This window comes from Actinoplanes octamycinicus (assembly GCF_014205225.1).
Lineage (GTDB): Bacteria > Actinomycetota > Actinomycetes > Mycobacteriales > Micromonosporaceae > Actinoplanes > Actinoplanes octamycinicus.
Genome location: NZ_JACHNB010000001.1, coordinates 1,065,804 through 1,085,412, shown reverse-complemented (window position 1 = coordinate 1,085,412; position 19,609 = coordinate 1,065,804). Strand labels below are relative to the sequence as shown.

Here is a 19,609-nt window from a genome sequence, read left to right as displayed (position 1 = left end):
ATGTCGCAACGTCCCGCTGCGGGCGGACGCGTGACATCGGCGAAGATTGTCATCGCCGGTGGCTTCGGCGTCGGTAAGACGACGCTGGTGGGCTCGGTCTCGGAGATCACCCCACTGACGACCGAGGCGATCATGACCTCGGCCGGTGTGGGCGTCGATGACAACCGGCAGGTGCCGGGCAAGATGACCACCACCGTCGCCATGGACTTCGGCCGGATCAGCATCGATCGCGATCTGATCCTGTACCTGTTCGGCACCCCCGGCCAGACCCGGTTCTGGTTCATGTGGGACGAGCTGGTGCGGGGCGCGATCGGTGCGGTGGTCATGGTGGACACGCGTCGGCTCGCCGACTGCTTCGCCGCCATCGACTTCTTCGAACACCGTCGCCTGCCGTACCTGGTGGCGATCAACTGCTTCGACGGCATGCAGTACCACAACCCGCAGGACGTCCGGGACGCGCTGGCGATCTCGAGCGACGTGCCGGTGGTGAGCTGCGACGCCCGCAACCGTGAGTCGACGAAAAACGTCCTCATCTCGCTCGTCGAGTATGTGCTGACGATGCGTCGCACGCGCGCGGTAGCGCCCGCCTGACGATCGGTGAAAGCCCCGCTCCGCGAGCCGGAGCGGGGCTTTCGCGCGTCTCCGGTCCGGTGCGCCACGCAGTGGATCGACGACGGTGAGTCACCGTTGACCGAGAGTGGTCAGGCCGGTCCGAGCAGTGCGGGCAGCCCGGTCAGGTCCGGCAGCCGGTCCGGCGGCAGGTAGCTGTCCGGGTCGGCGCGCAGGTGCCGGACCTCCGGGTAGGCGTCGTTGGTGATCAGCACCGGCCGCATCCCGGCCTGCCGGGCGCCGTGGTGCTCCCGGCCGCCGCCGTCGCCGACGAACCAGCACTCCGCCGGGGCGACGCCGAGCCGCTCGGCGACCGTGGCGTACAGCCGCGGGTCGGGCTTGAGCCGGCCCTCGCGCCAGGAGAAGACCGGGGCGTCGATCCGGGCCGCGTACGGCGTTTCCGCCCACGCCTCGCACAGTTCACTGGAACAGTCGCTGAGAAGCCCCAGGACGTAACCGAGCTCGCGTACCCGGTCCAGTACCGCCAGCGCCTCCGGACGGGGCCTGCGGACGATCTGAGCGCCCGCGCGGTGGCTCGCCAGCGCCGCGTCGAGCTGCGCCTCGCCCGGTTCCACCCCGCACGCCCGGGCCATCGCCAGCAGGGTGTCCCGGGTCCCGCCGTGCTCGCCGGTCGCCCGGCGCCGGAAGGTCGCCGCCATCACCGCGCCGAACCGGTCGGCCGGCACCCCCAGGGCGGCCGCGGTGACGGCGAACGTGCCGAGCCGCTCGGCCTCGGCGGAGGGGTCGCTGAGCGTACCGAAGAAGTCGAAAATGACCGCTCGCATGCCGGAACAGTAGAGGCCGAGCTCACCGGAAGGTGAACTCGGCCTCGTCGAGCCGGATCTGTCAGCGGCCGCCGTAACCGGCGCCGTTGTTGCGGTACTCGTCGGCGCCCTCACGGTCCCGGGTGAAGTCCCACCCGCCGGCCGCCTCGCGGCCCGGGCGGCCACCCATCGCGAAGCCGCCGATCTCCTGACCGCGCCGCCAGCCACGGAAGTACCCGGTGGTGTGCGCGGCGATCGACGCCGCGTCCCGGACGATCCGCAGCGGCCGCTCCTCGCGCAGCGGGGAGCCGGGCACCAGGTTGGCCTGGGGCACCCGCTTGGGCAGGCCGGCCGAGGTCTCCGCGGCGACGGCCGGGGTGGCCGCCTTCTCCGCGGCACGCCAGCCGCTGTCGTTCGGGTTCGCCCAGTCGACGCTGCCCGAGTCGCCGGAGGGACCGCCGGTGAACCAGGCGGACCGGGCGGCCGCGAAGATCAGCAGGTCGCCGTCGCTGCCGTCGGCCGGGACCGGCGGGGTGGCGCTGCGGTCCAGCGCGGTCACCCTGGGCGGCAGGCTGTCGGCGCCGCGGGCGCCACCGTCGACGACCCGCAGCGGGGGCGGGTCGCCGAGCTGGTCGAGACCCGGCAGCTTGGCCCGGCCACCGCCGTTGAGCTGGGACTCCACCAGCCGCAGGGCGGGCGGCTCCTTCGGCATGTCCTGCCACGGCGGCCGGATCCGGCCCTCGGCGCCACCGGCCGGGCTGACCGAGGCGGCGGCCGACCCGTACGACGTGGCGCCGGAGGCGGCCGGCGAGACCGGCGGGCTGACCGCGGCGTCGTCGCCACCGGCGTTCAGCAGCGGCCAGTTCGCCCGGGAGCCGGGCTCCGGCGTCGTCTCCTGGGCGGGACGCGGCGTCGGCATCGGCAGGCTGAAGTCGGTCGGGCCGGTCGTGGTCCCGGCCGCCGCGGCGGGCGGCGGGGTGGTCCGCGTGTTCGGCCGGGCCGGGATCACCGTGCGCTGCCGCTCGGCCCGCGCCCGGTTGAGCTCGGCGTGGGTGAGCGTGGCGCGGAACGGCTCGCCCGCGTCGGCCGGACTCGGCGTGCCGCCGGCCGAGACCGGGTTGCGCGCCGCCGGCGAGACCGGGGTGGACAGGCCACCCGGCGTCCGGCTGCCCGGCACCGGCCGGGTGCCCGGGGTGATCGGTGTCATGCCCGGCGGGGGCGGGGGCACCGACACCGGCCGGTTGCCCGGCGCGCCGGACCGGCTGGGGAGCCCGTTGGCCGCGGCCGGCGCCACCGGCGGCGGCGCGATCGGGTCCGGGGCGACCGGCGGAGCGTTCATCGGCTGCGGGGTGGCCGGGCCGGTGCCCAGGCCGGCGACGGCCGGCTCGGGACGGCCACGACGGCCGAACCGGGACGGCGCCTCGACCGGGGCGGCCGGGGCCGGCAGCCCGGCGGGCTCGGCGGCCCGGCGGGCGGCGCGACGGCCGACATTCGGCTCGGCGGCCGGGCTGCCGCCGCGGGCGGCGAGCGTGCCGACCAGCGCGGCGCAGGCCTCGTCGCAGGTGCGGACCGCGGCGATGGCGTGCCGGACCGCCTCGGCGGCGGCCGGCGCCAGCGACTTGTTGACCCCGCCACGGCGCGGCGACTCGCTGATCGCCACCTGCAGCGCGGTGACCGCGGCGACCACCTGGTCCCGGTCACCGGCGCCGGAGCGGGCGAGCGTGGTGGCGACGTCCTGCACGGCCTGGGCCGGGTCGCCGCCCCGGCCGGTCAGCCGGCCGGGCTCGGGGACCGCCTCCAGGACCGCCATGGCCAGCGGGTGCGCCGGGTCCGGGTAGGCCCGCAGGGCGGCCGGGTAGAGCTCGCGGAGCACCTCGCGGAGCGCCACCGCGGACGCGTTCCGCCCGACCAGCATGGCCACGTGGGCGGCCAGGACCGGCTTGTAGCTGACCAGCTCGCGCGGCGCGGGGAGGGTCACCGCGGCGATCGCGCCGGCCTGCAGGGCCCGGGCCAGCCCGACCGCCCGCCGGGCGGCGGCCGGGGCGTTGATCTCCTCGGGGGAGTCGTCGTCCGAGAAGCGCTCGGCGAAGTCGTCGGCGTCGTCGTCGTCGACCACGACCAGCGGCCGGCCGGCGGCGGTCAGCAGCGAGGTGACGATGTGGTCGTCACTGTCGGCGGCCACCGCCGCGTCGCTGAATCCCGTCGTCCGTTCCACGAGAAGCGTCCCCAGCTGGGCATAACCCGCCGGGTCGTCGCTGATCTCATGGACGCCGAGCAGCCGGCCTGCGTCGTCCACCACGGCGATGGTCAGCGGCGCGGCCGAGGCCGAACGCACCGAATCATCAGCCGACGCCAGACCGCAGTACACGCGCACGAGCGCCACGGCGTCGTCCTCCTCCCCGGGAGTGCTTCTCTGTGGCCAAGGACTGATGTTCCCTGGTAATCGGTCAGTCACGCCAGTCCACAGCAGCAGAGATCTTGCCGATCACCGAACGCCAGCCGAGACTCGCCTGTTGTGCCCCGATTTTCTTCAATCGCCGACGACCGAAGAAACCGCCCATACCACCGCTCTGCGCGGCACGGAGGGACTCGTCCAGGTCGTCGAGCGGGGAACCGGGCGACAGGGCCAGGATCACCGGCTTGAGCCGGAGCGCGTACCCGAGATCCCGGGACACCTCGCCGGCCGCGATCAACAGCGGCAGATCCCACGTGTCGTGCCCGCCACGCAGGTTCTCCACCACGAGGTCGAGTTCGTAGCGCTCCTCCGGCAGCGGGTCGATGTCGCTCGACTGTACCCGCTCCGCCAGGTCGCCCCAGGTGTCCAATTGTGCGAGATCGTGCGGAGCACCCGAACGAATGAAGGAGACCAGCGCTTCGGCGTTCTTGAAGGCGAGCAGGCGGCCCTTGTGACTGAGGAACATGGGTACTTCCTCGTCGTCCGGCTGGCCCTTGGCCTCCTCCGACTCGTCGTCGGAGTCGGACCCTTCGGCCTTGTCGGACGTCTCGTCGCCGGACTTCTCGTCCTCGTCGCCCTCGGCGAGCAGCGCCTCGTACTCCTCGTCGACGATGACGCCCTCCTCGCCGTCCTCGTCCAGGGCGGCGCGCTTGCGCGTGTCGAAGGGGTCGTCCTCCTCGGCCTCGATCTCGGTCGGGGTCAGCTCGGAGACCTTCCGGTACGCCCGGAGGGTCAGGCCGACACTGCCGGGGAGAGCGATCTCGACCGGCTCGACGCGGACCTCCTCCCAGAGCTCACGCCCGTTGAGTCCTTCCGCTGAGGACTTCTCGGCCACCGGCGCGGACGCCTCGGGCTCGTCGGACTGGCTGGTCACGGTTGACCTCCGGGTTGATCTGAGGGTGGGCGGACGGGTGACTACGGGCACATACCCTAGTCCGCAACGCTGTGTGACAGCGGCCCCGTCCCCTCCACTTTCCTCAGCGCGGGCCTAATAACCCTTCGGGTGCCAGACCGTCTTGGTCTCCAACAGCGCGGTCATCGGTTTCAGACCGGGGTCGGCGGTGAAATCCACCGGACCGGTGGCCGGCCGGATCACCCGCTTCAGCGTGCCGGCCGCGGCCCGCTCCAGCTCGGCGGCCAGGTCCGGGTGCTCCACCCCGGTCAGGTCCAGGGCGTTCACGTCGGCGTGCGCGGCCAGCCAGGGCGCGGTCTCGGCGTAGCGCCCGGTGAGGATGTTCACCACGCCGCCCGGCACGTCCGAGGTGGCGAAGACCTCGGCCAGGGTGATCGCGATCTGCGGGTCGGCGGCCAGCACCACCGCGGTGTTGCCGGTGACGATCGCCGGGGCGATCACGCTGACCAGCCCGAGCAGGCCGGCCGGGGCGACGACCGCGACCACGCCGGTCGGCTCCGGCGCGGAGATGTTGAAGAACGGGCCGGCCACCGGGTTCGCCCCGCCGGCCACCTGGGCGATCTTGTCGGACCAGCCGGCGTACCAGACCCAGCGGTCCACCGCGACGTCCAGCTCGGCGCCGGGGACGCCCAGCGCGGTGAACTCGGCCCGGCGCGCCTCCACCATCTCGGCCACCCGGTAGAGCACCTGGCCGCGGTTGTACGCCGTGGCGCCGGCCCAGCCGCCCTGTGCCGCCCGGGCCGCGACCACCGCGTCACGGGCGTCCTTGCGCGAGGCGAGGGCCACGTTGTCGCCGTCTGCCACGTAGGTCCGTCCTGACTCGCTGCGCGGGAACTTGCCGCCGATGTAGAGCTTGTAGGTCTTGCGGACGGCCAGGCGCACGGGTTCCGCGCCGGCCACCGCTTTCGATGTCTTAGGCAAGGTACGCCTCCAGGCCGTGCCGGCCACCCTCGCGCCCGTAACCGGACTCCTTGTAGCCGCCGAACGGCGACGCCGGGTCGAACTTGTTGAACGTGTTGGCCCAGACCACCCCGGCGCGCAGCTTGTCGGCCACGGCCAGGATCCGGGAGCCCTTCTCGGTCCAGATGCCGGCGGACAGCCCGTACGGCGTGTTGTTCGCCTTCTCGACCGCCTCGGCCGGGGTGCGGAAGGTGAGCACCGAGAGCACCGGCCCGAAGATCTCCTCCCGGGCGATCCGGTGCGCCTGGGTCACCCCGGTGAAGATCGTCGGGGCGAACCAGAACCCGCGGTCGGGCAGCTCGCACGGCGGCGACCAGCGCTCCGCGCCCTCCTGGCCCCCGATTTCCGACAATTCTGTAATACGCGCCAATTGCGCTGCGGAGTTGATCGCGCCGATGTCGGTGTTCTTGTCCAGCGGGTCACCGACCCGCAGCGTGGCCATCCGGCGCTTGAGCGACTCCATCAGCTGGTCGAAGATCGACTCCTGGACCAGCAGGCGGGACCCGGCGCAGCAGACGTGACCCTGGTTGAAGAAGATCCCGTTGACGATGCCCTCGACCGCCTGGTCGATCGGCGCGTCGTCGAAGACGATGTTCGCCGCCTTGCCGCCCAGCTCCAGGCTGAGCCGCTTGCCGGTGCCGGCCACCGTGCGGGCGATCTCCCGGCCCACGTCGGTGGAGCCGGTGAAGGCCACCTTGTCCACGTCCGGGTGGGCGACCAGGTAGGCCCCGGTGTCGCCGGCGCCGGTGACGATGTTCACCACGCCGGGCGGCAGCTCGGCCTGCCGGCAGACGTCGGCGAAGAACAGCGCGGAGAGCGGGGTGGTCTCGGCCGGCTTGAGCACCACGGTGTTGCCGGTGGCCAGCGCGGGCGCGATCTTCCAGGCCAGCATCAGCAGCGGGAAGTTCCACGGGATGACCTGGCCGGCCACGCCGATCGGGCGCGGGTCCGGGCCGAAGCCGGCGTAGGCCAGCTTGTCCGCCCAGCCGGCGTAGTAGAAGAAGTGCGCGGCGACCAGCGGCAGGTCGACGTCGCGCGACTCCTTGATCGGCTTGCCGTTGTCCAGCGACTCCAGGACGGCCAGCTCGCGGGACCGCTCCTGGATGATCCGGGCGATCCGGAAGAGGTACTTGGCCCGTTCCGGCCCGGGCAGCGCGGACCACGGCCCGAAGGCGCGGCGGGCCGCGGCGACCGCCCGGTCGACGTCCTCCGGGCCGGCCGTGGCGACCTCGGCGAGGACCTCCTCGGAGGCCGGGTTCACGGTTTTGAAGGTGCCGCCCTCTTTGGCCGGGTCGAAGGCGCCGTCGATGAACAGCCCGTAGGACGAGTCGATCGAGACGACCGACCGGGACTCGGGTGCGGGTGCGTATTCGAACATTTTCACCACGAATTTCTGCTTTTGACGTGCGGCGCAGCCGCCTGGGCGGGCTTCCACCACGACTTTCCGCTTTTGACGTGCGGCGGAGCCGCCTGGGCGGGCACAGTCCTCAGTCCAGGGTGAAGTAGTCGGGACCGGAGTAATGGCCGGTGGTCAGCTTGGTGCGCTGCATCAGCAGGTCGTTGAGCAGCGAGGACGCGCCGAACCGGAACCAGTCCGGGCTCAGCCAGTCATCGCCGACCGTCTCGTTGATCAGCACCAGGTACTTGATCGCGTCCTTGGTGTTCTTGATCCCGCCGGCCGGTTTGACCCCCACCTGCCGGCCGTGCGACGCCCGGAAGTCGCGGACCGCCTCCAGCATGACCAGCGTGATCGGCAGCGTGGCGTTCACCGTGACCTTGCCGGTGGAGGTCTTGATGAAGTCGGCGCCGGCCAGCATCGCCAGCCAGGAGGCGCGCCGCACGTTGTCGTAGGTGGCCAGCTCGCCGGTCTCCAGGATCACCTTGAGGTGCGCGCCGCCACACGCCTCCTTGACCGCGACGATCTCGTCGAACACCTTGGCGTAGTCGCCGGCCAGGAACGCGCCGCGGCTGATCACCATGTCCACCTCGTCGGCGCCGGCGGCGACCGCGGCCCGGGTGTCGGCCAGTTTCACCTCCAGCGGGGCCTGGCCGGACGGGAACGCGGTAGCCACGCTGGCCAGGTGCACGCCGGAGCCGGCCAGCGCGGCCGCGGCCACCGGCACCATGGCCGGATAGACGCAGATCGCGGCGACCGGCGGGCAACTGGGGTCGGCCGGGTCGGGCCGGCGCCCCTTCGCGCACAGGGCGCGCACCTTGCCGGGCGTGTCGGCGCCCTCGAGGGTGGTGAGATCGACCATCCGGATCGCCAGGTCGATCGCTTTCGCCTTGCTGCTCGTCTTCACCGATCGGGTGCCGAGCGCGGCCGCCCTTGCCTCGACGCCCACCTTGTCGACCCCGGGGAGGCCGTGCAGGTAGGAGCGGAGATCGGACAGCCCGATGGGCGCTGTCGCAGTCATGAGAACGATTCTAAGCAGGCTGGTATCAGTTGATCTTGGGTGAACGGTAGGTTGAGCCCCGTGGACGTCCTTGTCGTAGATCACCCGCTGGCCCAGACGCGGCTCACCGCGATGCGCCGGACCGAGACCGAGTCCGGTGTCTTCCGCGCCTCCCTGCACGAGCTGACCACGATGGTGGTCTACGAGGCGGCCCGCCTCTTCGCGATCGAGAAGTTCCCGATCGAGACCCCGGTCGCGCCCACCGAGGGCACCCGGCTGGCCAACCCGCCGCTGATCGTGCCGGTGCTGCGCGCCGGGCTGGGGATGGCCGACGCCGCGCTGGCGCTGCTCCCGGAGTCGTCGATGGGCTTCGTCGGCCTGGCCCGCGACGAGGAGACGCACGAGCCGCGCGCCTACATGGAGTCGCTGCCGGCCGACCTCTCCGGCCAGCCGGTGCTGGTCCTCGACCCGATGCTGGCCACCGGTGGCTCGCTGATCCACTGCTGCCGGCTGCTCGCCGACCGGGGCTGCACCGACATCATCGTCTGCTGCGTGCTGGCCGCCCCGGAGGGCGTCGAGCGGCTGAAGGACTCCGGCCTCCCGCTGCGCCTGATCACCGCCTCGATCGACGAGGGCCTCAACGAGAAGGCCTACATCGTGCCCGGCCTGGGTGACGCCGGCGACCGCCAGTTCGGCGGCATGCGCCGCTTCTGAGACCCCTTTCCGGTACGCCGTGCGCGCCGGTCAGACGGTGTAGGACCAGGACACCGCCCGACCGGCCCGGAACGGCATCACGCCGTGGAAGACGGTGGGGGAGTCGGCGAACACCAACGGCAGGAAGTGCCGGTCCGACTCCCACATCGGCAGTCTCCCGGCGAGCAGATCGGCCCGGTCCACCCAGTGCAGCGAGCCCTCGTCGTTCGCCGTTCTCGGCGTGCCGCTCCACTCCGGGATCCGGTAGAGGAAACCGAACCAGTTCTCCCCGTCCCGCCCGAATCCGGGCCACGACACGGTGCCGGCGAAATCCAGCCTGCCGCACTCCAGCCCGGCCTCCTCGGCGATCTCCCGGCGCATCCCGGACGCCACGTCCTCGTCCGGTTCGAGCTTTCCGCCGAGGCCGTTGTAGTAGCCGAAGTGGATGTCGTCCGGCCGGGTGTCCCGGCGGATCATCAGGACCCGCGAGGAATCGGGCGACAAAACGTATCCCAGCGTGGCGAGTACCGCCCGCATGCGCATCTCCCGTCGACATGTGGTGATCGCGACGCACATTAGCCAAAATGCGCCGTTCGGTGCTGTAACGTGACTCGCGCCACCCCCAGGTAACAGCAGGTGATCGCCCCGTCACTCGCGGGGCCGACCCCGCCTGCCTGTGGTGAGGGAGCGCAGATGACGGCGTCCATTCCATCGGCCCGTCCGGTGATCGGGCCGGACGAGATCGCCGCCGCGGTCCGGGTGCTGAGCAGCGGTCTGGTCGTGCAGGGGCCGGAGGTCGCCGCGTTCGAGGAGGAGTTCTCCGCGCTGGTCGCCGGCCGGCACTGCGTCGCCGTCAACTCGGGCACCTCCGCGCTGCAGCTGACCCTGCTGGGGCTCGGCCTGAAGCCGGGCGACGAGGTGATCGTCCCGTCGTTCTCGTTCGCCGCCACCGCCAACGCGGTCCGGCTGGCCGGCGCCACCCCGGTCTTCGCGGACATCGAGCCCGGCTCGTTCGGCCTGGACCCGGCCGCGGTGGCCGCGGCGATCACCCCGCGCACGGTCGCGATCATGCCGGTCCACCTCTACGGCCACCCGGCCGCGATGGACCGGATCATGCCGCTCGCCGACCGGCACGGCCTGGCCGTGGTGGAGGACGCCGCCCAGGCGCACGCCGCCGCGCTGCACGGCGTCCCGGCCGGCGCGTTCGGGGTGGCCGGCTGTTTCAGCTTCTATCCGACCAAGAACATGCACTCGCTGGAAGGCGGCATGATCACCACCGCCGACCCGGACCTGGCCCGGCGGCTGCGCCTGCTGCGCAACCAGGGGATGGAGCAGCGGTACCAGAACGAGATCGTGGGCGCGAACATGCGGCTCACCGACGTGGCCGCGGCGATCGGGCGGGTGCAGCTGGGCCGGCTCGCCGAGTGGACCGAGCGCCGCCGGGCCAACGCGGCCTACCTGGACCGGCACCTGACCGGGGTGCTCACCCCGCCGGTGGCGCCCGGCGCGCGGCACGTCTACCACCAGTACACGGTACGGGTGCCGGCCGGCCGGGACGCGTTGCAGGCGGCACTCGCCGAGCGTGGGGTGGGCAGTGCGGTGTACTACCCGACGCCGATCCACCGGCTGCGGCCGTACGAAAACGGGAAGGACCACCTGCCGGAGACCGATCGGGCGGCCGCCGAAGTGCTGTCCCTGCCGGTCTTCCCCACCCTGACCGGCGCCGAGCTGGAGCGGATCGTCGAGGCCGTGACCACCGCCGCGGTGCCGGCATGAGCCGGGCGACGCTGCGGGCCGGCCTGATCGGGCTGGGCGCGATGGGCCGCAACCACGCCCGGGTGCTGACCGGGCTGGCCGGCGTCGAGCTGGTCGGCGTCCTCGACCCGGCGCCCGGAGTGATCGCGCCGGCCGGCGTGCCGGTGGTCCGCGACCTGGACGAGCTGCTGGCGCTGCGCCTCGACTACGCGGTGCTGGCCTCGCCGACCGCGCTGCACGAGCCGATCGGGCTGCGGCTGGCCGAGGCCGGCGTGCACACCATGATCGAGAAGCCGCTGGCGCCCACGGTGGCCGGCGCCCGGCGGCTGGTCGACGCGTTCGCGAGCCGGGGCCTGATCGGCGCGGTCGGGCACATCGAGCGCTACAACCCGGCGCTGCAGAGCCTGCGGGCCCGCCTCGAAGCCGGCGAGCTGGGCGAGATCTACCAGATCGTCACCCGGCGGCAGGGACCGTTCCCGGGCCGGATCGCCGACGTGGGCGTGGTGATGGACCTGGCCACCCACGACATCGACCTGACCGCCTGGGTGACCGGCCGGCCGTACGCGCAGGTCTCCGCCCGGACCGCGTCCCGCAGCGGCCGCCCGCACGAGGACATGGTCTCCGCGGTGGCCGGGCTGGAGGGCGGCCTGATGGCCAACCACCTGGTCAACTGGCTGAGCCCGTTCAAGGAGCGGTCCACCGTGATCACCGGGGAGCGGGGCAGCTTCGTGGCCGACACGCTGACCGCCGATCTGACCTTCTACGCCAACGGCGCGGTCGGCACCGAGTGGGAGGCGCTGCGCACCTTCCGGGGCGTCGCGGAGGGCGACATGGTCCGCTACGCCATCCCGAAGCGGGAACCGCTGCTGGTCGAGCACGAACGGTTCCGGGACGCGGTGCGCGGCGAGTCCCGGGACACGGTCACCCTGCGCCAGGCGATGCGGACCGTGGAGGTGGCCGAGGCGGTGCTGCGCTCGGCCCGGGAGGGCGGCACGATCGACGTCCGGGAGCCGGTCGGCCCGCCGGGGCACCGGTCGCCGTCGCCCCGGGAATGGCTCACGGAACCCGTCGGCTAGTGGCCGCGCCGGTGCCGGACGTGACCGTCGTGGTCGCGGTCTACAACACGATGCCCTACCTGACCGAGTGCCTGGAGTCGATCCTCGGCCAGACCATCGGGCCGGACCGGCTGCAGGTGATCGCGGTCGACGACGGGTCCACCGACGGCGGCGGCGCCGAGCTGGACGCCTGGGCGGCCCGGTACCCGGACACCGTGCTGGTGCTGCGCCAGCCGAACTCCGGCGGCCCGGCCGGCCCGAGCAACCGGGCCCTGGACCGGGCCACCGGACGCTACGTGTTCTTCGTCGGCGCCGACGACCGGCTCGGCCCGGAGGCGCTGGAACGGCTGGTCGGCGCGGCCGACGAGACCGGCGCCGACATCGTGCTCGGCCGGCTGGTCGGGGCCGGCGGCCGCAAGGTCGACCAGCGGATCTTCGCGGCCGGCGACCGGGACGCGATCACCCTGGCCGACTCGCCGCTGGCCTGGGCGCTGTCCAACACCAAGCTGTTCCGCCGGGCGCTGCTCGAGGAGCACCGGATCCGCTTCCCGGAGGACATGGCGTCCTGCTCGGACCAGCCGTTCACGATCCGGGCGGTGCTCGCCGCGCGGCGGATCGCGGTCCGGACCGGCTACGAGTTCTACTACGCGGTGCGCCGCACCGACGCCAGCAACATCACCTTCCGGACCCCGCCGGTCCGGCTGCTGCAGGACACCACACTGCTGCTGGCCCGGGCCGCCGACCTGGTCAGCGAGCCGCGCGCCCGGCACAACCTGCTGGTCCGGCACTTCTCCTGGGAGGTCGGCAAGCTGCTCGGCAAGCGGTTCCTGAGCGCCGGCCCGGACGACCGGGAGACCGTCCACCAGGGCGTCCGCAAGCTGGCCGACGCGTACCTGACCGAGGCGGCCCGGCGCGACCTGCCGGTCCGGCACCGGGCGGCGATCAGCGTGGCCCAGTACGGCACCGCCGACGACGTGCTGGCGCTGGCCCGGCACTACGCCGAGCACCGGCTGCGTCCGGCGATCGCCGACCGGGGCCGCTACTACGTGGCGTTCCCGGGTTTCCGGGCGCCCGGCCGGGGCTTCCCGGACGAGTGGTTCGACGCCACCGCCGAGGCGATCGCGCTGGACCGGCAGGACGGCCCGGCCACGCTCGGCTGGGGCCGCTGCCCGGACGGCCGCCCGGCGCTGCTGCTGCGCTGGCCCACCTGGATCCCGCGGCAGGACGGCGAGCCGGCGCCGGCGGTGCAGGTGCGGCGCGGGCCGAGCGCGCCGGCCGAGCTGAGCCGGGCGACGGCCGCCGCCGCGATCCCGGTCGACGACCTGGTGCGCGGCGAGTCGCACGGCCGGTTCCGGGACATCACCTTCCGCCGGGGCGCCCGGCGCTATCCGGTGACCGCCTCCGACGTGTCCGCGGCCGGGCGCCGGCTGCACCGGCTCGGCGGACGCCTCTTCCTGGTCGGCGTGGTGTGCGGGCCGGACGGCCGGGTCGGGGTCGAGGTCCGGCGGATCACCGTGCGGCGGATGGCGGCCCGGCTGCGCCGGACCCTGGTCCGGGGCTGAGCCGCTCGCCCAGGATCAGCTCGTCGTACTGCCCGGCGGTCACCGACCAGTCCCAGGTGGCCAGGGCGTGCTCGGCGGCGGCCGCGCCGGCCGCCCGCCAGACGTCCGCGGTGGCGGTGCCGGCCAGGATCCGCCGGACCGCCTCGGCCGGGTCGCGGACCACCCAGCCGGCCGGGAAGATGCTCCGCGCGCCGGCCCGCTGCCCGGCGAAGAACGGCCAGTCCCGGACCACCGGCACCGCCCCGCTGGCCGCGCCCTCGATCAGGCCGAGGTGGAAGCTCTCCCGGACCGAGCTGCTGAGCACCACGCCGACCTCGGTGAGCGCGCCCGGCACGTCGTCGGTCTGCCCGGTGCGGCGCAGCAGGCCCCGCCCCTCCAGGTCGGCCAGGTCCGCGGCGTAGTCGGCGAAGTAGGCCGCCGAGGTGGGGTTCGGCCCCTCGTCCAGGTCCTTGCCGATCAGCACCAGCCGGTACCGCTCGTCGTGCCGGCGCAGCTCGCGCAGCACCTGGAAGGCCCAGCGCGGGTCCTTGGCGATCGCGCCCACCCCGACCAGGCCGAGGGTGAACCGGGCGGCGTCCGGCTTCGGCCGGCGGTAGCGGTCCAGCCGGGCCGCGTTGGTGACCACCGGGGTGCGCGGGGCGCCGGGCCCGCGGAGCCGGGGAACCGCCGCGGTGGCGAACTCGCGCAGCGGCTCGGAGACGAACACCAGGTCGTCCACCCGGGACAGGTCGAGCAGGTGCGGGAAGACGGTGAACGCCTCGTAGCTGTGCAGCCGGACGATCACCCGGGCGGTGCCGGGGTCGAGGGTGGCCAGCATCGCGGCGTGCCCCAGACACCAGTCGACGAAGACCGTGTCGGCCCACGCCAGGTCCGGCGCGAACACCTGGCGCAGCGCGTCGCCGTAGTCCGAGGCGCCGCTGAGCTGGTGCCGGATCAGCCGCCCGGTCTGCTTGCCGAGCAGCGTGACCTCCGGGTCCGCGGTGAGCTCCAGGTGCCGCACCTCGACGTCCGGGCGGTTCCGGTACCGCTCGATGATCTCGGTGAGGAAGTAGACGTTGGTGTGCGTGACGAAGAGCAGCCGGTGCGGCCGCCCGGCCGGCGGCGCGGCCGCCGGGACCCGCCGGCCACGCGGGGCGGCGAGGGCCTGTCCGGTCGCGCTGGCGTGCAGATCGCCGAGATATCGGTACGGATCCCGCGCGCTCGGCGACGTCAGCGAGTCGAAATGCACCGCGCGGTTGAACAGCAACGGGATCACCTTGGCGAACCGCCGGGTCGCCTCGGCCAGGTCGTCCCGGGCCAGCGCGCGGTCAGCCAGGTGCAACTGGGCGGCCGCCGCCTCGCGCAGGAACACCGGGATCCGGCCGGCCGCGAACTCGGCCTGCGCCGCCGCCTCCAGGCTGTCCGCCGTGGCCACGCTGGGCCGGGCGCGCCGGGCGGCGGCAGCCCGGACCAGGCCGGCCTCGCCCGGCAGGCCCAGTTCCCCGAGCCGGCCGGCGACCCGCTCGGTCCAGCGCAGCCGGCGCTCGTCGCCGAGCAGCGGCGCGCCGAGCAGCAGCCGCCAGGCCCGCCGGCCGCGCGGGTCGCGCAGCACCCGGCGGCCGGCGCCCTTGCGGGCGACCCGCTCCACCAGCCGGTCCACCCGCTCGCCGAGCGCCTCGGCGGCCACCGCCGGCGACGGTCCGGCGCGCAGCACCCGGCGCAGCCGGTACCGGCCCGGCTCGGTGGCCCGGGTGGCGACCGCGCGCAGCGCCGGGGCGAGCCCGAAGACCGCGTCGGCGGCCCGGTTGCGCCGGGCGAACTGCCAGACCGTGTGCACCGCGTGCTGGTCCAGCGCGACCAGCACGTCGGCGGCCCGGACCAGGCCGCGCAGCCGGTGGTCGTGCCGGGCCCGGAGCCAGAGCTTGCGCCCCTTGCCGGCCGCCGGGTACGCCCGCTTGTCCGGCCGGGGCAGCTGCTTGGCGGGCCGCAGGGCGTGCACCGCCGCGCCGCCGCCGGGCAGCGCGACCTTCTCGGCCGGCGCGCCGGAGACCAGGGTGACCAGGGCGCCGGACTCGCGCATCCGGTGCAGCGCGTCGGTGAGCACGCCGGGCCGGCCGGGCACCCCGTTGCTGACGATCAGGACCCGGGTCATCGGACCGCCTCGGTCACCCGGCGGACGGCCGGCGCGAGCTGGGCGGCCCGGGCGAACCGGGCGGCCGCCGCCCGGGTCGCCGCGCGCTGCTCCGGCGTGGCCGTCACGGCCAGCTTGGCGGCTGTCTTGAACGACTCGGCCAGCCGGTCGGCGTCGGTCCCGGCCGCGCCGGTCCAGAGCGGGTTGCCGTCCAGCACGAACGAGGCGTCGTGGTCCGGCTCGTGCGCGGAGACCACCGGCAGTCCGCTGGCGTAGGCCTCGTAGACCTTTCCGGAGGTCATGTACCGGCCGCCGGTCACGATGAAGACCAGCGCGTCCCACCCGCCGTAGACCGCGGCGACCTCGGCCTTCGGGACCGGGCCGGCGAACCGGACGCCGTCCGGCGCGGCCGCGCGCAGCATCTCCGCGTACGCGTTGTCCTCGCGCGCGGCACCCGCCCCGATGTGCCCGCGCAGCTCGAAGGTGGCGTTCGCGATCAGCGGGTCCTCCACCCGGGCGATCCGCCAGCCGTCCAGCACCGCGGCCAGCAGCGGCACCGGGAAGGTGATCGTCCCCAGGTAGCCGAACCGCAGCCCGCGCTCCGGGTCCGGGGCCCGGAACGCCCGCGGGACGCTGTCCTGGTCGTAGCCGTTGCGCACCACGTGCACCCGGCCGGCGATCGCCGGGTAGCGCTGCCGGTAGTGCTCGGCGATCGGGTCGTTGACCGTCCACACCTCCAGCGCCGAGCCGAGCACCCGGCTCTCCCAGCGCCCGGCGATCGAGCCGGGCGGGAAGGCCACCCCGCCGCCGATCACGTCGATTGACCAGCCGTCCCGGAAGTCGACCACGTACGGCACCCGGTGCCGCTCCCAGAGCGCCCAGGTGGCGGCCAGGGTCACGTACGGCGCGCAGGTGGTGACCAGCAGGTCGGCCGGGTCCCGCCGGTGCAGCCGGAGGATCGCCTCGGTGAGCGCCGGCGCCCAGCCGCCGAACGACGGCTCCGGGAAGGTGGCCAGCCGGTCGTGCCGGGCCTGAGCCGCCCAGCCGGCCGGGTCGAGCGACCGGGCCCGGGAGAAGTTGCGGATCTCGGTGTCCAGCTCGTCGCGCCACAGCGGCAGCTCGACCACCCGGATCGCCGGGTGCACGTCCGCGGAGAGGCTGTGGTCCAGGCCGAACTCGCGCTCCCAGGCCTCCTGGCAGATGGTCAGCACGGTCACGTCCCAGCCGTGCGCGTACAGCTGGTTGGCGGTCTCCCGCATCCGGTACGCCGAACTCTTCGCCGCCGGTGGGAAGCCGATGGCCAGGTAGTAGGCGTGCGGACGGCGGTGATCCGGCCGGCGGCGGGGGCCGGTCACCCGCGCCCAGCGACGACCGATCGAGTGGTGCGGTTTTTCCATGGTGGTTCAGCCCATGTCGTAGCCGGAGGGTGCCCTGTTCGGCGGTTACCTTTGTCCAGAATCATACGTTTTACGGAGATCCTTCTTCGCCCGCGTGGGCTTTTTCGACGGAAAAGAGAACGCGATGGACGTGGCCGAGGCCAGCCCGGCCGGGCAGCGGATCGTGATGCTCGTCGACAACGGCGTGCACGGCGACTCGCGGGTGCAGAAACAGGCCCGGTCGGCCGCCGAGGCCGGGTTCGCGGTGACCCTGCTGGGCCGCTCCCCGGACGGCAAGGAGCACACCTGGACCCTCGGCCCGGCCCGGGTGCGGCTGCTGCCGATGCCGACGCCGCTGCACAAGCGCCCGCACGAGTTCCGCCGGCACTGGGTGGCCGCGCCGCTGGCCTACCCGCCGACCGGGGTGGGCACCCGGCGCGCCCAGGCGGTCAAGGCGTGGCGGGCCGACCTGCAGGTGCGCCGGGCGATGGGGCCGCGCGGGCTGGACGCCGCGCTGCTGCGCGCCGAGTCGCTCGCCGCCCGGGCCACCGGCCGCTGGGTGGGCCTGCGCCGGCAGCAGACCACCCGGTCGCGGGCCGCCCGCAAGCGCCTGGACACCCCGGCCGACCGGCTCTACACCTGGTTCTGGCAGGCCGCGCTGGGCGACCGGTCGTGGCGGCGGATCGAGCCCGGGCTGTGGGACTGGGAGCTGGCGTACGGGAAGGTGGTCGACCAGCTCCAGCCGGATCTGATCCACGCCAACGACTTCCGGATGCTCGGCGTCGGCGCCCGCGCCAAGATCCGGGCCCGGGCCCGGGGCCGGGACGTCAAGCTGGTCTGGGACGCGCACGAGTTCCTGCCCGGCGTCCGGCCGTGGACCGAGCACGCCCGCTGGCGGCTCGGGCACATGGCGCACGAGCGGGAGTACGCGCCGCACGCCGACGCGGTCACCACCGTCTCCGCCGACCTGGCCGAGATGCTGCGCACCGCGCACGGGCTGTGCGCGCTGCCCCGGGTGGTGCTGAACGCGCCGGCCTTCGACCACGGTCCGATCCTCGACGACGAGCCGGGCGCCGATCTGCGGGCGATGTGCGGGGTCGGGCCGGACACCCCGCTGGTGGTCTACAGCGGCGCGGCGGCGCCGCAGCGCGGGCTGGACATCATGGTGGAGGCGCTGCCCCGGCAGCCCGGCGTGCACGTCGCGCTGGTCACCAACAATCACCACGGCGCGTTCATGACCGGGCTGGGCAAGCGGGCCGAAGAGCTCGGCGTCCGGGACCGGGTGCACGTCCTCTCCTACGTGCCGCACTGGCAGGTGGTGCCGATGCTGTCCGGCGCGGACGCCGGGGTGATCCCGATCCACCACTGGCCGAACCACGAGATCGCGCTGATCACCAAGTTCTTCGAGTACTCGCACGCCCGGCTGCCGCTGGTGGTCAGCGATGTGCGGACGATGGCCGGCACGGTCCGGGAGACCGGCCAGGGCGAGGTGTTCCGGGCCCGGGACGTGGACGACTACCTGCGGGCGGTGCGGCAGGTGCTGGCCGACCCGGGGCGCTACCGGGCGGCGTACGACAAGCCCGGCCTGCTCGACACCTGGACCTGGGACAGCCAGGCCGAGGTGCTGATCGACGTCTATCGGGGTCTGCTGGAGGAGAGTGCCGGATGAGGATCTGCGTGGTCGGCCTGGGCAAGATCGGACTGCCGCTGGCCGTGCAGTTCGCGGCCAAGGGGCACACCGTGGTCGGCGCGGACGTCGCCGAGCCGACCGTCCGGGCGGTGAACGACGGCCTGGTCCCGTTCCCCGGCGAGGCCGACCTGGACGTCAGGCTCAAGGAGGCGGTCACCGCCGGCCTGCTCACCGCGACCACCGGCACCTCGGCCGCGGTCGCCGGGTCGGACGCGGTCGTGGTGGTGGTGCCGCTCTTCGTGGACGCCGACGGGCAGCCGGACTTCGGCTGGATGGAGTCGGCCACCCGGGACATCGCCCGCGGGCTGCGGCCCGGGACGCTGGTCAGTTACGAGACCACGCTGCCGGTCGGCACCACCCGGCAGCGCTGGGCGCCGCTGCTGCGCGAGGGTTCCGGCCTGGTCGCCGGGGAGGACTTCGACCTGGTGTTCAGCCCGGAGCGGGTGCTGACCGGGCGGGTCTTCGCCGACCTGCGGAAATACCCGAAGCTGGTGGGCGGGGTGAACGCCACGTCGGCGGCCCGCGGGGTGGCGTTCTACCGGGCGGTGCTGGACTTCGACGAGCGCCCCGACCTGGCCCGGCCCAACGGTGTCTGGGACCTGGGCAGCGCCGAGGCGGCCGAGCTGGCGAAACTCGCCGAGACGACGTACCGGGACGTGAACATCGGGCTGGCCAACCAGTTCGCCCGGTACGCCGACACGCTCGGCATCGACGTCGAGACGGTGATCGAGGCGTGCAACACCCAGCCGTACAGCCACATCCACACGCCCGGGATCGCGGTCGGCGGGCACTGCATCCCGGTCTACCCGCGGCTGTACCTGTGGAACGACCCGGCCGCCACGGTGGTCCGGGCGGCCCGGGAGGCGAACGCCGGGATGCCCGGCTACGCGGTCGACCTGCTCGCCGCCGCAGTCGGCGACCTGACTGGCCGCGGCGTGCTGGTGCTCGGCGCGGCCTACCGGGGCGGTGTCAAGGAGACCGCGTTCTCCGGAGTCTTCCCGACCGTCGCCGAGCTGCGGAGGCGCGGCGCCGTGCCCTACGTCGCGGATCCGCTGTACCGCGACGCCGAACTGACCGCGCTGGGCCTGCCCGCTTGGACCGGCGAGCCGGTCGAAGCCGCGATCGTCCAGGCCGACCACGCCGAATACCGCACCCTCACCCAGGCTGACCTGCCCGGAGTGAAGGTGCTGGTGGACGGCCGCCGGGTAACCGACCCGGCGCGCTGGGGAGACATCCGCCGACTGGTCATCGGCGGCTAGCAAGGCCGGCGG

The 19,609-nt window shown here is 73.8% G+C and carries 16 protein-coding genes; 7 read left to right on the top strand and 9 right to left on the bottom strand.

The features are described 5' to 3' along the window. Complete coding sequence (locus BJY16_RS04735; protein WP_043512997.1) at window positions 1–591, top strand: GTP-binding protein; 591 nt, start codon at window positions 1–3, stop codon at window positions 589–591. 110 nt (window positions 592–701) lie between these two features. Here BJY16_RS04735 and BJY16_RS04730 read toward each other — a convergent pair whose 3' ends face one another. The 6 genes from BJY16_RS04730 to deoC form a co-directional block, all read right to left on the bottom strand. Continuing rightward, a complete protein-coding gene (locus BJY16_RS04730; RefSeq protein ID WP_185037897.1) occupies window positions 702–1,394 on the bottom strand; it encodes an HAD family hydrolase in 693 nt (230 codons plus the stop codon). A gap of 61 nt (window positions 1,395–1,455) precedes the next feature. Next, window positions 1,456–3,756 carry a transposase gene (locus BJY16_RS04725; RefSeq protein WP_373873435.1) on the bottom strand — a complete coding sequence of 767 codons (2,301 nt, stop codon included), beginning with the start codon at window positions 3,754–3,756 and terminating at the stop codon, window positions 1,456–1,458. Window positions 3,757–3,820: 64 nt separating this feature from the next. Then, window positions 3,821–4,702, bottom strand: a complete 882-nt coding sequence (locus BJY16_RS04720) for a SatS C-terminal domain-containing protein (protein WP_185037896.1) — start codon at window positions 4,700–4,702, stop codon at window positions 3,821–3,823. A gap of 114 nt (window positions 4,703–4,816) precedes the next feature. Further along, window positions 4,817–5,623 carry an aldehyde dehydrogenase family protein gene (locus BJY16_RS04715; RefSeq protein WP_185046267.1) on the bottom strand — a complete coding sequence of 269 codons (807 nt, stop codon included), beginning with the start codon at window positions 5,621–5,623 and terminating at the stop codon, window positions 4,817–4,819. A gap of 31 nt (window positions 5,624–5,654) precedes the next feature. Then, on the bottom strand, window positions 5,655–7,079 hold the full coding sequence (locus tag BJY16_RS04710) for an aldehyde dehydrogenase family protein (RefSeq protein WP_185046266.1): 1,425 nt from the start codon (window positions 7,077–7,079) through the stop codon (window positions 5,655–5,657). 109 nt (window positions 7,080–7,188) lie between these two features. Next, window positions 7,189–8,118, bottom strand: coding sequence for a deoxyribose-phosphate aldolase (deoC, locus tag BJY16_RS04705; RefSeq protein ID WP_185037895.1), 930 nt, complete (start codon window positions 8,116–8,118; stop codon window positions 7,189–7,191). Window positions 8,119–8,178: 60 nt separating this feature from the next. Between deoC and upp the strand changes: the two genes are divergently transcribed. Next, window positions 8,179–8,811, top strand: coding sequence for a uracil phosphoribosyltransferase (upp, locus tag BJY16_RS04700; RefSeq protein ID WP_185037894.1), 633 nt, complete (start codon window positions 8,179–8,181; stop codon window positions 8,809–8,811). Between the two features lie 30 nt (window positions 8,812–8,841). On the opposite strand, the gene BJY16_RS04695 is transcribed toward upp, so the two are convergent. Further along, window positions 8,842–9,327, bottom strand: a complete 486-nt coding sequence (locus BJY16_RS04695) for an NUDIX hydrolase (RefSeq protein WP_185037893.1) — start codon at window positions 9,325–9,327, stop codon at window positions 8,842–8,844. A gap of 156 nt (window positions 9,328–9,483) precedes the next feature. Between BJY16_RS04695 and BJY16_RS04690 the strand changes: the two genes are divergently transcribed. The 3 genes from BJY16_RS04690 to BJY16_RS48275 are packed head-to-tail and all read left to right on the top strand — an operon-like array spanning window position 9,484 to window position 13,162. Continuing rightward, entirely contained in the window at window positions 9,484–10,566 is a 1,083-nt protein-coding gene (locus tag BJY16_RS04690; RefSeq protein ID WP_185037892.1) for a DegT/DnrJ/EryC1/StrS family aminotransferase, read from the top strand. After that, window positions 10,563–11,621 (top strand): Gfo/Idh/MocA family protein, encoded by a 1,059-nt coding sequence (locus tag BJY16_RS04685; RefSeq protein ID WP_185037891.1) that lies wholly within the window; start codon window positions 10,563–10,565, stop codon window positions 11,619–11,621. Before BJY16_RS04690 ends, BJY16_RS04685 begins: the two co-directional genes overlap by 4 nt. Before the next feature lie 20 nt (window positions 11,622–11,641). Further along, window positions 11,642–13,162 (top strand): glycosyltransferase family 2 protein, encoded by a 1,521-nt coding sequence (locus BJY16_RS48275; protein WP_185037890.1) that lies wholly within the window; start codon window positions 11,642–11,644, stop codon window positions 13,160–13,162. Here the strand turns inward: BJY16_RS48275 and BJY16_RS04675 are convergent. Both BJY16_RS04675 and BJY16_RS04670 read right to left on the bottom strand, forming a co-directional pair. Then, window positions 13,110–15,293: a glycosyltransferase family protein gene (locus BJY16_RS04675; RefSeq protein WP_185037889.1), complete on the bottom strand. Its 2,184-nt coding sequence runs from the start codon at window positions 15,291–15,293 to the stop codon at window positions 13,110–13,112. The genes BJY16_RS48275 and BJY16_RS04675 overlap by 53 nt on opposite strands. Next, window positions 15,290–16,669, bottom strand: a complete 1,380-nt coding sequence (locus tag BJY16_RS04670) for a glycosyltransferase (RefSeq protein WP_203758983.1) — start codon at window positions 16,667–16,669, stop codon at window positions 15,290–15,292. Before BJY16_RS04670 ends, BJY16_RS04675 begins: the two co-directional genes overlap by 4 nt. Window positions 16,670–16,835: 166 nt before the next feature. On the opposite strand from BJY16_RS04670, the gene BJY16_RS04665 reads away from it, so the two are divergent. Beyond that, the gene (locus tag BJY16_RS04665) at window positions 16,836–18,317 is read left to right on the top strand and encodes a glycosyltransferase family 4 protein (protein WP_185046264.1); all 1,482 of its coding nucleotides are present in this window, start codon (window positions 16,836–16,838) and stop codon (window positions 18,315–18,317) included. Beyond that, the gene (locus tag BJY16_RS04660; RefSeq protein WP_185037888.1) at window positions 18,314–19,597 is read left to right on the top strand and encodes a nucleotide sugar dehydrogenase; all 1,284 of its coding nucleotides are present in this window, start codon (window positions 18,314–18,316) and stop codon (window positions 19,595–19,597) included. Before BJY16_RS04665 ends, BJY16_RS04660 begins: the two co-directional genes overlap by 4 nt. Window positions 19,598–19,609: the final 12 nt, after the last annotated feature.